At 36.2% G+C, this 12888-nt stretch carries 13 protein-coding genes; 5 read left to right on the forward strand and 8 right to left on the reverse strand.

Translation table 11 applies throughout. The features are described 5' to 3' along the window. Positions 1-43: 43 nt before the first annotated feature. Positions 44-2878: a peptidase MA gene (locus M899_RS14235; RefSeq protein ID WP_021272223.1), complete on the forward strand. Its 2835-nt coding sequence runs from the start codon at positions 44-46 to the stop codon at positions 2876-2878. Positions 2879-2908: 30 nt separating this feature from the next. On the opposite strand, the gene M899_RS14240 is transcribed toward M899_RS14235, so the two are convergent. Both M899_RS14240 and M899_RS14245 read right to left on the reverse strand, forming a co-directional pair. Next, on the reverse strand, positions 2909-3640 hold the full coding sequence (locus M899_RS14240; RefSeq protein WP_021272209.1) for a hypothetical protein: 732 nt from the start codon (positions 3638-3640) through the stop codon (positions 2909-2911). Between the two features lie 101 nt (positions 3641-3741). After that, the gene (locus M899_RS14245) at positions 3742-5019 is read right to left on the reverse strand and encodes a hypothetical protein (RefSeq protein WP_021272108.1); all 1278 of its coding nucleotides are present in this window, start codon (positions 5017-5019) and stop codon (positions 3742-3744) included. A 145-nt stretch (positions 5020-5164) separates the two neighbouring features. On the opposite strand from M899_RS14245, the gene M899_RS14250 reads away from it, so the two are divergent. Continuing rightward, on the forward strand, positions 5165-5626 hold the full coding sequence (locus M899_RS14250) for an SRPBCC family protein (protein ID WP_021272148.1): 462 nt from the start codon (positions 5165-5167) through the stop codon (positions 5624-5626). Between the two features lie 24 nt (positions 5627-5650). On the opposite strand, the gene M899_RS14255 is transcribed toward M899_RS14250, so the two are convergent. From M899_RS14255 to M899_RS14275, 5 genes are all read right to left on the reverse strand, one after another. Beyond that, positions 5651-6115: a hypothetical protein gene (locus M899_RS14255; protein ID WP_021272168.1), complete on the reverse strand. Its 465-nt coding sequence runs from the start codon at positions 6113-6115 to the stop codon at positions 5651-5653. A gap of 111 nt (positions 6116-6226) precedes the next feature. Further along, entirely contained in the window at positions 6227-7174 is a 948-nt protein-coding gene (locus M899_RS14260) for an ImmA/IrrE family metallo-endopeptidase (RefSeq protein WP_155897226.1), read from the reverse strand. Between the two features lie 88 nt (positions 7175-7262). Then, positions 7263-7892, reverse strand: a complete 630-nt coding sequence (locus M899_RS14265) for a hypothetical protein (RefSeq protein ID WP_021272162.1) — start codon at positions 7890-7892, stop codon at positions 7263-7265. An 84-nt stretch (positions 7893-7976) separates the two neighbouring features. After that, a complete protein-coding gene (locus M899_RS14270; protein ID WP_034729676.1) occupies positions 7977-9575 on the reverse strand; it encodes a SulP family inorganic anion transporter in 1599 nt (532 codons plus the stop codon). Positions 9576-9725: 150 nt separating this feature from the next. Continuing rightward, the gene (locus tag M899_RS14275; protein WP_021272185.1) at positions 9726-10178 is read right to left on the reverse strand and encodes an SH3 domain-containing protein; all 453 of its coding nucleotides are present in this window, start codon (positions 10176-10178) and stop codon (positions 9726-9728) included. Between the two features lie 98 nt (positions 10179-10276). On the opposite strand from M899_RS14275, the gene M899_RS14280 reads away from it, so the two are divergent. From M899_RS14280 to M899_RS14290, 3 genes are read left to right on the forward strand one after another with little or no spacing between them, the layout of a single operon-like run. Further along, a complete protein-coding gene (locus tag M899_RS14280) occupies positions 10277-11047 on the forward strand; it encodes an exodeoxyribonuclease III (protein WP_021272147.1) in 771 nt (256 codons plus the stop codon). Between the two features lie 19 nt (positions 11048-11066). Next, entirely contained in the window at positions 11067-11405 is a 339-nt protein-coding gene (locus tag M899_RS14285) for a YkvA family protein (protein WP_021272193.1), read from the forward strand. Further along, positions 11392-11976, forward strand: a complete 585-nt coding sequence (locus M899_RS14290) for a pentapeptide repeat-containing protein (RefSeq protein ID WP_021272178.1) — start codon at positions 11392-11394, stop codon at positions 11974-11976. Before M899_RS14285 ends, M899_RS14290 begins: the two co-directional genes overlap by 14 nt. Here the strand turns inward: M899_RS14290 and M899_RS17975 are convergent. Next, the gene (locus tag M899_RS17975; RefSeq protein ID WP_021272245.1) at positions 11967-12848 is read right to left on the reverse strand and encodes a trypsin-like serine peptidase; all 882 of its coding nucleotides are present in this window, start codon (positions 12846-12848) and stop codon (positions 11967-11969) included. The two genes, M899_RS14290 and M899_RS17975, sit on opposite strands and share 10 nt — an antisense overlap. Positions 12849-12888: the final 40 nt, after the last annotated feature.

The following is a 12888-nucleotide window of genomic DNA, read 5'->3' on the forward strand; positions in this document are numbered from 1 at the left end:
TCTGAGGGGAAAATACATAAAAATCTTTTAATTTGGAATATTTATGATCAAAAAACTTGGTCTTATGGCCCAGCTTCTTGTTGCACTAATCACTTGTTCGGCCAGTGTAAACGCTCAATCTTTTAGCTTCTCTCAAAGTTCCCCATCATTTGATTGGAAAAGTATAGAAAACGAAAATGTTTTTGTGATCTATCCTGAATTTATGAGTGCTCAATCTGTCTACTTCGCTAATCTCGTTAAGCACTATGGACCTTTGGTTGGGCAAACCTATGGGATCACTAATCCTGAAAAATTCACTCTCATCATTCGGCCAGAAATGGCCTCACCAAATGGCTTTGTCACAATAATGCCAAAGAGAAGTGAATGGTTCACTTCAGCGAATTTTATGCCATTTGTTGGAGCGAGTGAGTGGTATCAAACTCTCTCCATCCACGAGTATCGCCATCTTGTTCAATTTGATTATTTCAGCGGTAGTACTGTTAAATTTTTTAATCTCGCCTTCGGGGATATGGGAAAGGCCGTTGCTATATTTATGGGACTTCGTCCTTGGTTTATGGAAGGAGATGCTGTTTGGGCCGAAACAAAGTACACTGATGCGGGAAGAGGACGCTCGCCACGTTTTATGGAGCGTTTCAAGGCCCTTGTTCTAAGTAATAAGATTCCAACGTTTAATCAATTTGTTAATGGGACGTACAAGAACTCTCTTCCTAATCATTACGTATTTGGCTACGCCCTTGTTTCTTATGGAACTAAAAAATATGGGGAGAGCTTTTGGCCAAAAGTTGTAAAAGAAGTATCAGATCTTCCTCATATGTGGCGTTTGTACTCGGCCATCGAAAGTGTTTCAGGGATTTCTTTTTCAACTTTCTACAATGATGCCATCGCAGATTTTAAACAACAGTGGCAAAACGACATAATTGCTGAAAATGAAATTAAAGATTTTAGAGAAGAGTATGCTCCTCAATTTGATAATGGAGCTCTCTATTATTTGAAATATAATCTGGATAGTCATTGGACCATTGTTAAAAAAGATCAAGATAAAGAAGTAGACATCTTGGAAATTCCCTTTCGTAAAGAGTCTGTGCAGTTCAGTGTGGCCAAGTCAAAGGCAATTTATAACCAGTACCTTCCTGATTTAAGATATAGCTACAGAAATTTTTCCGATCTCGTTTTAGTGGATCTTGAGAGGGGAGTTCAAGAAAAAATAACTAATAACAAAAGATTCTTTAATCCTAGACTTCATTATAGTGGCACTAAAGTCGTGGCCATTGAATTTAAAGAAGATCAAAAATGGTATATTACAGAACTTTCAATAGAGGGCAAAACCCTAAACTCATTTGATCTTGGTGACAATAAACCAAGCGAAGTTCACTATACTAGAGGTGAAGAGGCCATTGCTATTGTAAGCTCTAAAACAGGTCATAAGAGTATTGTGCGCATATCTTTAAGGGATAAAAAGATTATAGAAGAGCTTCTTCCTGCCTCTCGCAATAATCTTTTTAATCTATTTATTGATGATGAAAATAGAATCTTTTTTGAGGCCCAATACCTAGGTTATAATGAAATTTTTTCTCTTTCAAAAAAGGTCATCTCTCAGTGTACTTTTTCTAAAATTGCTACTCATACACCTGCTGTTTATAAAGGAAAAATCTACGTAAGTGAGATTGATACAAATGGATCAACAATCAAATCCTATGACTTAGATAAGTGTCGTGCTTTAAAAATTAATGCTCTCATTGACTTTAATTATCTAAGTGATAATGCTTCCGATGATTATAATAAATTCCCCCTAAAATCATTTGATGATCAAGTGCAAATGTATGAGAAAGATCATCAGCATTATGACGAAAAAGATTACTCCCATGTGGATAAACGTCTTTTTATTCCTCATAGCTGGAGCTTTATTGGGACGAGGGGTTATCAAGTAAATGTTGAGACTGCAAATTATTTGAATACATTGTCGATGTCTGCGACAGTAGGAGAGGACAGTGAGGAGAAGACTACATTTGCAAACTTTTCATTAAATATACTTAAGTATTACCCTGTCTTTTCATTACAAGCGAGCAAAAGAGAGAGAGCAGTTAATTATTTTGGAACAGATTATGAATTATCATGGCAAGAAACGTCTGCAGGGATTAAGGCCCTCGTTCCTTTTGTTTTTGCGAAGAATTTATATTCATATACATTAGAGCTTTCTGGGTCTGTTAATTATCTTAAAACTGAAGACTATAAATTTGTTGGACGTGATTCAATCATTCAAGATCGAAACTTTTTACATACAAGTGGAGAGTTTTATTTTGTTATGGAAAAAGATAAGGCATCGAGATCAATAATCTCACCTTGGAGCTTTAGTCAGACTTTTGTTTATGAAAATGCACGAAATAAAAAAAGCTCTTTAGATTCATCCTATCGTTTGTTGCATAAGACTGGGATTACTATTCCAGGTTTTTTTGCTAATAATGGTTTCCGTTTTACTTTATCAGGTGAAAAAACAAGGGCCTATCAATATTCATATAAATTTACACCAATGCTACTTCCTGGCCTTTATTATGTTTTCTCTAGAGGATATGATTATGAGAATGTCCCGGAATATCAAAAAGTGACAGGCGATTATTATTTTCCACTATTTTATCCTGACTTAGAATTTGGGAATTGGTTCTATTTGAAACGCATTTACGCCTCATTATTTTTTGACTCGACAAGAGTTACTGAGATCAACAAGAATAATACAACACTCAATAGCTACGGATTAGAATTAAATACGAATACGATTTTGTGGCAGATTTTCCCATTAAATTTAGGAGGGGCATATATTGCTAAATCTAAGGGGAAGCGCGAGCAGTATGATTTTTTTATTCGCTTTAATTTAGACCTATAAAAAAGCTCCCTTTCGGGAGCTTCTTATTTATTATCTTTGATAAAAGTAATTTCCATATTTTCCATTCACACAATAGGGAACCGAAGTGTGCATATGGTGTTGGTGGTTTTTATCCTCCCAACCGATTGATCCCGTTCTATGAGGAGTTCCTGCATAAATTGGACAATCATTATTCTCACTAATGACGTGTCCCCAACAAGTTCTAAATTTTAAGAAAAAATCTCTATTCTTTTTATCTTCATACACATATTTTTTCTTCACACCCTCAGTTGTCGTCACATCAAAGATACGAATATCGATGGCACGATTTTCTGCATGTAAACTTCTTGGAGAATGGCGTTTGTCACCCAGAATTCCATCGTGAACAATGTGGAGCTTTTCAATAGTTCCCCCATCAACAGAATCGAGGGCCTCTTGAACACAACCGGTAACATGCTTTTGAAGATAATCATTTAGAATAGATGAGATTTGTCTACGAGATGCACATTTATAATTTAGAAAATTTCCAGTGACTTCATCTTCGCACTCAAACCAATGCTCTTGTGGGAACTTGAAGTTTAGAATATCAAAATCACCTTTTTGTTGGGCCTCAAGGTAGTAGCGCTCTTCTTCTTCAGGATTTAAAACATATTCATGTTCATTTGCTTGAGAAGCATCTTCAAACTGATTTGTTCCTTCTTCAAAGGTTACAACTGGTTCAGCAAGGGCATTGGCACCTAGACCCAATAGGGCAAGTACCATTATAATTTTGGTCACTTTCATTTAGTCTCTCCGTATTGATTGATATGAACTTTACGGAGAATTTTATTTTTTCTTGATTTTTGAGGTTCTTTACTGAGTAAAGAGGTCGGACAAAGGTGCTTTTATCGTGAAAAGTGGTGACCCATTTTTGTATAACAGCTTGAATTCTTTTCGATCCAATTCTTAGCATAATTTGTAACAAAGGGATGCTTGATAAGAATTTCGTAATCAGCAGCTGATAGGATATTCTGGTTATCGGTTATGAGTTTTTGAATTCTCATTGTAAGCTCCCAATTAATATTCATTATTCGAACTTTTTTTAATGAAAGTAATTCTGCCAACTCATGAATAGTCATTTCTTTTTGTGTAAGTTCTGTGACTAGACGAAGATAATCCTGATTGTCAGAGATAAGATAGAATGGAATTTTCTCGAGTATTTTTAGACGATCAAATCGAGACTGTTCAATTACAATATCAAGTATTGTTTCCACATAATGACGTGAAAACCTTGGCGCCGGTGATGTTATAAGGTCTATAAATTCTTCTACAGATTTTGCACTTTCTATTTTTTGTAACTTTTCTGTTAGAAACTCATTTTCAGTTTCTAGAATAATTTTTCTTTCTTCCGTTATAATCTTTTTTAAATTGTTTAATAAACGATTTGCATCATCAGGCATGTCATGATTTTTTAAATCAAGAGACTCTGAGTCTGAGTTCATTGCTTGGGCAAGTTCTTCATATTTTTGCTCAACAGTTCTCTTTTCTAAGGCCACTGAATCCTCTATATCGGTGAACAGTTCGTGCGAGTCCATCCAGTCGAGAAGATACCATTTATCTTCCTCTAATGAGTAACGTGCCTGTTTTAAATGAAAGTCTTTAATTAAAGAAAAAGGCGCAAGCTCACGCGCAAAATCATCGAGTCTGGCAACGGCCCTAACATAGATATTTTCATCAAGTGTCTCTTTTTTTAGAAATAATGTTTCTAAGTCTGGACCAGAGTTAATAGAAAGTTTTTCGACAATGATATATTTATCTTTTTCATAGTGAAATATTTTAGGAACTGATACCCCTTGCATCTCAAGAATCATTTGACCTTGATAGTAATTTTCTAAAAAATCGACATAGGCGGAGTAGGTGTTGAATTGTCCATTTGATTTTGGAAGTCTTAGAGCGACTCGTTTATTTTTAAAAGTTGCATCTAAAACATTGGTTGTATTTCCTGCTCCTAATAAGGAATGAAGCTCAATGAGTAATTCACCATCCTTGTAGGGAATAAGAAGCTTATCGTGATCTTCAATTTTTACAGTGGACTTTAGAAAATCAGCGTATCTAAATTCATTGGCCCAACTTTGACCAACAAATAGAAAAATGAAATGAAAGACAATAATAAGATTCATCATAGAGTTATTTAATAAGCAGAAAGTATGCCAACTTTCTTATTATTAATTTATATAAATTCAAATGGTTAGGTGTTTTGATTGTCTTATTATTTGACACTGAATTCTATTTACTATGCTATTGTTATTAAAAACAAGGGAGTGTTCTATGAATGATAAATTGGATCTCGTTCTCGAGAGAGTCGTTGATGTTTCTCCAGAGTTGATTTTTAAGGCCTGGACTGATGCAAAAGGAATAAAGAATTGGTTTTGCCCAAGCCCCTGGAGTGTCTGTGAATGTCGTATTGATTTGCGTCCAGGAGGGGAGTTTTTTACTAAAATGAAATCACCTGACGGTGAGGAGTTTCCAAACTCAGGTTGTTATTTAGAAATTGTTCCAAATAGAAAAATAGTTTGGACTGATTGTCTCGATTCTGATTTCAGACCACGCGAAAATGGTTTCTTCACGGCAAAGTTAGAACTTACTCCAGAAGGAAGTGGCACTCGCTATAGAGCAACTGCACTTCATAAGGATGAGCAAACAAGACAGAAACACGCTGAGATGGGCTTTGAGACCGGTTGGGGGATTGTACTCGATCAAATGCTTGCTTATATAAAATCAAATTACTAAATAATTTGGCCTCTTTCTAATTTATTAAAGAGAGGCCATTTCTTTGAAATATTCAATTATTGAATCTACAGTAATAATAATTCTTGAAAAGTATTCCACTCCAGTAAGATTACCATGATAAATTTTGTCACAATTCACAATATACTTATCTGCACATTGTTTGATGATAAGTGAACTTTGGTGACGATAGGCCTCTAATAGTGAAATCGTTCTATTGTAGTAGGCGATAACTTCTTCTTCAGTTTCAAGATTAGAATTTCTCACAAAATCAGAAAAGTAATTTTGATCTAAGTCACATTCGTAAATTGTTTCGTTGAGGTCTTCATAACAAACAATTGCTATACCTACATTTAAAAGCTCTTTTCTTGTATTGGCCATTGTTGAAAAGGTTAAATCTGGATTGTTTTCCAACGGGTCTTGTTCTTCTTTTTTTCCACATGAGACAACTAATAGGGCGATAAATAGCATTGAAAGTAATTTCGTTTTCATATTCTTTTCTCTCTAAAAATGATGAAATTGGAAATTACAATATCTTCGTGAGGAGTCAATTCGGCCTGAATGATTAGCGCTCTTTTAAAAAAAAGAGCGTCTGATTTTGTATTATTTATCGTTAGGATTGAGATTAAGGTATAGCAAGCCTCTGTATTCACTCACTGTTCCAGAAATACTGCTTCCTGATAGGTATTTGCACTCGCCAATAACTTGAATTCCGCTGGCAAAGATAAAGTTCTCTTGTAAAGGAGAGATATAACTAGGAGAGAAGAAGTCCAATGACTTAATCTTAACAAGGCATCCCAAGTCAGTTGGGATGACTTCTTTTACTACTCCTGAAATTAGGGCCTCTTCATAGTCATAATTTACAATATACTCCCAAGGCTTAATCTCTTGTTCTTCATTAAACCAGCAGCGTGGTCTTTCATCTCCAAGTATGGCCCTGGCGATTGTGTCTACACGACATTGAGCAGAAGGATAGTCGTTCATATTTGTGTATGTCACAACTTTTGTATCTTCTTTTAGTAATGAAGCCTCTTCTGCGTAAATAACAAGTTCGCGCTCTAGGGCCGACATGGCCCATTGGCAGTATTCACTTTGACATTTGGACGCCAGTTTTTGTGAAAGTGTTGCTTTTTTAAAAGTTGGATTTTTTAATGTCTTATAATAGCGAGGTAAACACTCTGATGCCGCAAAATAGTCAGACTGGGCCTCTGATGAATACTTTTTTGAAGGATAGACTCTAGGTTCTCCACCAAGGACGTGTCCAATTTCATGGCACACTGTAATGGCAAAGGCAGGGGCATTCAATTGGTGTTTTCTTACAAATTCACCATCAAAGTAAACTCTTAATTGACCATCTTTTCTTGAAACACTGGCATTTGGAGTTTTACCATCCCAGTTAACATTCATTGAAATTGAGGAAAAACGTTCATCAAGTTCATTTTTATAGAGGTTAAAAATAGTTGAAATTGTATTTTCAAATTCCTGTTTATTCATTGACCATGAATTGAATGAATAGAAAGAAAGGAGCATAAGAATTAATGATTTTTTCATGCTCTTTCTATAGCGAATTCTCATCTAAAATAAAGAGTGTCGGTAAAAAACACTCATTTAATAAAAGGCCAAGTTATTGATAAATCACTTAAATTGATACTCCGATACTCAAATACATTCCCGAAGTATCAATTTTTGAATATGAAGAACTTGGTAAGTCTGCTGTTGAACTTCCCCCAATTTTTCCCTTTTTATAGACGAATTTGCGATAAGTGGCCTGAAAGTAAAACCCTAGCATTTTATAACCAATACCCACACCGTACCCATCTCCTTTAATTTCGTCTTTCTCTGAAAAAGGGTTTTCACCTTTTGGTTTTGCATATGTGAAAGTGTCTTGTACATGAATAAAGTATTCTCCAACTAGCCTAAGATTAAAAAATGGGAGAGTTGCCATGGCCGTTGGCCCAAAGGCAATTCTTCTTCTTGTATTAGAATAGGTTGTTGATGAGAAGAGCGTTTTATTGTCGGGTTGGTATCTCGTGAGAGAACTTTCCCAGTCGATAAGACCAATGGCCCCAAGAGTAACAATTGGAAATTCAAAACCAAATCTGCCTTCAAAACCAATACCAGGTGAAAAAGAACCAGAGTGCTTACCTGGAGTTGCAGAAGTTTCTGTGAAATCAGTTGAAGTAAATGAGGTCATTAAACCAAGTTCACCTACAAGAAGGGCATGAGCTAATGAAGGAATTAAGAGTAGCATGAAGATTATCGTTTTCATAAGGTCTCCTGAGTGTCCTTATGAAAACGATAGCATTATTTTAATTCTAGATTTTGAGGGTGAAAAAATATCCTATATCAGAGCTTATGAGTCAAGCTCATCATCGGCTATATGCCAATCAACATTTTTAATTACATTGAGTTCTACAATATTTTTTGCCTTCTTTAGCAGCAGTTCACAGTCACCACTTAGATTAAGGAGGTGAAGCTTTTTATTATACTGATCATATTTGTCCGCTACATTTTGTAGGGCCTCAAGTCCTGAGTGATCCCAGATTCTTGAGTTTTTAAAATCGATGACAATATGTTCAAGATCTTCTTTGTAATTGAACAGATCCTTAAATGAAGTGATTGAACCAAAAAAGAGCGGCCCATCTAATTCATAAACAGTCATATTATTTTGAACAGATTTATTTGCTCTCATGACTTTTCCATGCTCCCATGCAAAGACAAGCGCAGAGACGATAATTCCAACAAATACAGCAATGGCAAGATCTGCAAAAACAGTTACGACAGAAACTAAAATAATAACGAACATATCGCTCTTTGGAATTTTGTTAAATAGTCTGAGACTTGACCATTCAAATGTTCCAATAACAACCATGAACATAACACCAACTAATGCTGCTAACGGTATTTTTTCAATAAATGAAGCTCCAAATAAAACAAAGAACAGAAGGATGATCGCGGCAGATATCCCAGAAGTTCTTCCTCTTCCTCCTCCACGAATATTGATCATACTTTGCCCAATCATGGCACAACCACCCATGCCGCCAAAGAACCCATTAACAACGTTCGCAAGTCCTTGTCCGATACATTCCTTATTTCCTTTTCCTCTTGTCTCGGTAAGTTCGTCAACCAAAGTTAAAGTCATAAGAGATTCAATTAAACCAACGGCTGCAGCAATGGCCGCAAAAGGAAAAATCATCTTTAGTGCTTCTAATGAAAAAGGCATTGATGGAATGCCAAATTGTGGAAGTCCTGCTGCAATCGTTTGAATATTTGGATCGCGATCTTGAACAAAATCTAAAACTGTTCTTACAAGTCCCGGGTACATTTGATTGATAAAGTGACCTATTACAGAAACAACAATAATCCCAACAAGAGTTGCAGGTACAGACTTAGTGAGCTTTGGTAAAAAGATACTGATTGCCATTGTTAGTGCAATAAGAGCAATCATTAAGAGTAGAGGGGCCATTTCTAGAAGGTGACCGCCCACTGTGAATTGAGGAAATTGAGCTTTGAAAATAATAATAGCAAGACCGTTAACAAAGCCTAGCATTACAGGGTGTGGAACAAGGCGAATAAATTTCCCAAATTTTAAAAGTCCGAATGCAATTTGTAGGAGCCCCATCATGATAACGGCCGCAAAGAGATAGCCAAGAGCATTGTTCATGGCCGCTTCAAATCCAACACCTGTGGCCATTGTATCGTTAACAACTTTTGCAACTAATGGTGCAAAGATAACGGCCACTGCACCAGTTGCTCCAGAGATCATACCTGGTCTTCCTCCGAAGATCGCAGTAATAAGTCCCATCATAAATGCAGCATAGAGTCCGACTTTTGGATTTACACCCGCAACAAAAGCAAATGCGATGGCCTCAGGTACTAAGGCGAGAGCAACTGTAGTTCCCGATAAAATATCGTTTTTAAAGTTGCGAGGCTTTTTGATAATAAGGTCAATAAACTTATTTTTTGACTCAGAAGAGCGAGTCAAATTTTCATTTGATGGCACTGTATTTCCTTTATTGGGGTTTAAGCTTTTCACTATAAAAAACTATGACGCATTTGTCAGCAAAAAGTCCCAAATACTCTTGTGGAAATATAATTTATTTTATAGTGCCAGTGATTTCTTTATTTCTGGAGGCCATGCTTCAAAGTTATTCACCCAAAATCTACGGCCCCATAAGTCTTGAACATAATTGCAACCAATTTCCATCTTAAGGACTTTTAGACCTTCGTTGTGGGCAAGCTCATGAGTAAGGCCATTATCAGATGGGCATTTGGGTGAAGAGGCGCCTTTGATCACCATGCATTGCATGCTTTCATCGACCAGAGAATGATAGATCCAACCAATGGCACCGTGAGTTTTTACTTTGAGCCACTCATTGTCTCTTTGTTCAATAATCAATGGGGTATAGCGTGGCAGTGTGCGAATTATTGATGATTTTGTTCCCTTGGCGGCCCTGAGGTAACTTTTCATTTTTGTCGTGCAAGCCGCAAAGACTGATGTTGAAAAAGTTGTTATAAATATTGTTGTAACAAAAATTGCTTTCGTTTTTTTCATAAATTGAATTCTAAATTCAATTATAATTTGAGGCCCGTTAAGAGTTTGTTAGAACGGGAAAAACGAATGCCTCTAGTAATCAATAAAAAAGGGTTTGTATGAAAATTGCATCATGGAACGTGGCAGGACTTAGGGCCTGTGAAAAAAAAGGTTATCTTGATTGGGTGAGTGACAATAAATTTGATGTTATCTGCTTACAAGAAACAAAAGCACTTCCAGAACAATTATCTGATTCACTTGTTAATCCAGATGATTATGAAGTTCTCTATGCTCCCGCTCAAAAGAAAGGTTATTCAGGAGTTTCTACTTGGATAAAAAAAGGAATTACTTTTAAGAATAAGATTGGGCTGGGAAAAGAAGAATTTGATAGTGAAGGAAGAACGATTATCACTGAATTTGATAATTTTATTCTTTTCAATTGCTACTTTCCAAATGGTCAACGCGATCACGGAAGAGTTCCCTATAAATTATCTTTTAGTGATGAAGTTGCAAATCAAGCTCTCGCTCTAAAAGAGAAAACGGGAAAAGAAGTTGTTATCACAGGTGACTTCAATACTGCACACCATGAAATCGATCTTGCCAATCCAAAAACGAATACAAAGACTACGGGATTTCTTCCTATAGAAAGAGAGTGGATGGATAAATTTAAAAAGAAAGGCTTTATCGACGCTTTCAGAGAGTTTACACCTAATGAAAATGGTCACTATACATGGTGGACTTTTAGAGGTGATTGTCGTGCCAGAAATGTTGGGTGGCGGATTGATTATTTTTGGACAACTGATGGATTTAAAAAGCGTATTCAAAATTGTTTCCATCAACCTGAGGTTCAAGGTAGTGACCACTGCCCAATTGTTCTCGATATGATATAATAGGGGAATTGGAGGGCCTATGAGCTTTAGTGAAGAGAAACTTTGGCAAAAATTTTTAAAGCATTTTAAAGTCATTGGAAAAGATCTGATCTACAAGGCCCTACTTCTTTTTTATGTTCTCCAAAGAAAAGATGTTCCCTTGTGGGTGAAAAGTGCAGTAACTTCGGCCCTTGTTTATTTTATTTCACCTTTGGATGCTATCGTTGATTTAACTCCACTTATTGGCTATAGCGATGATTTGGCCGTGATCGTCGCTGCCTTGTCCATTGTTTCATTCTATGTGAATGACGATGTTAAAAATAAAGCAAAAGAGAAATACCGCCAGCTATTTAAGGAAGAATTAGATGAACAGTTATGAAGATGAAACTTTTAATTCTGATGCCTCCTCATTGAACGGAGAGTTAAATAGTTTGAGAAGTAGTGAGTTTTATAACTGTCATTTTGAAAACTTCAATTTTGTGGGTAAGGATTGTCAGTTCTCGAAATTTCTTGAGTGTACTTTTAAAAATGTGAATTTCTCAAATGCACTAATCTCTGGTAGTACATTTCGTGATTGTAAATTTAATCATTCAAAATTAACCGGTATCAATTGGAGTGATTGCAGTTCGCTGTCGGCCGTTGAGTTTGATGAGTGTATTCTTGATCTTTCAATTTTTAGTGGGATGAATCTTAAAAAAATGAATTTTAAGAATTCTAAAATTCATCAAGCAGATTTTTCTGAAAGTAATTTAGAAGAGGCGGTGTTTTGCGGTAGTGATCTTAGGGAAACGACTTTTGCTGGTGCGAACCTAATGAAGGCCGACCTTAGATCGGCCACGAATTACTCCATCGATTTGGCCTATACGAAAATACGCAAGGCCAAATTTAGTTTTCCTGAAGTGATTGCTCTTTTAGAGTCACAGGATATCGAGATTGAGGGTTATAGATAGTTCTGAAGTCCTACGTGCTCAATTTTAAGAATATCTTCACCATAGTTGCACTCAGGCAAAGGTGATTGCTCTGGGCAGATATTGTAATGAGGAACACCTTGTTCATCTTCAACAAAGTCTTCGCTACCACGAACAAGAATTCCCTCTACTTCACCAGTTGTTTCATTAAATACTGGTGAACCAGAATTTCCTTGGAAAGCGTCAAGGTTGGCCTGAAGCGTCCATTTATCTGTGCTATCAAAAACGTAAGCATCGGCAGTAAATTTCATTGGTAATCCCATTGGGTGACCAATCATAACTACGGGCTCATCTTTGGCAATTGTTCCTGTTGTTCTAAACTTTAGACCCTTTCTTTGAGTTGATCTATCGAGTTTAATGATTGCGTAATCAATGTATTTTCCTTCTTCAGTGCTTTCTAGCTCTTGCTTAATAATTTCTTTGCACTTGAAGATTTGTTCTTGTTTTAGAATTCTCTTACTTGTTTTTTCTTCTACGAAATCGAATACCCATACATTTTTATCACATTCTTCTTGTGACATCATACAATGTCCAGCCGTTACAAGAATGTCTTCAGATACAAGAAACCCTGTACAGTCGGGAAGAAGAGATTGACGTGAAAAATTTCCACCACTGATACCAATGCCATCTAGTGACATGTATTCATAGTGAAAAGTTTTGTTATCGATGGACCAAAGTACTTCTGTACTCACACGACCTGCGATTGATTTTGATTGTTCAATAAATTTATGGGCCCTGAAATCTCTCATCTCATAACGGTTGTCTTCACCGTAGATCATTTTGTCAGGATTTTTTGCAATAGCGATATTAGAGAAAACGAGCGCAATTAAGGCGCAGGCATAAATGTTTTTCATTGGTGTTCCTAGTGTGTGATTTGGGCAGAAATTAGGCCCA

The organism is Bacteriovorax sp. BSW11_IV (genome assembly GCF_000447755.1).
GTDB lineage: Bacteria > Bdellovibrionota > Bacteriovoracia > Bacteriovoracales > Bacteriovoracaceae > BSW11-IV.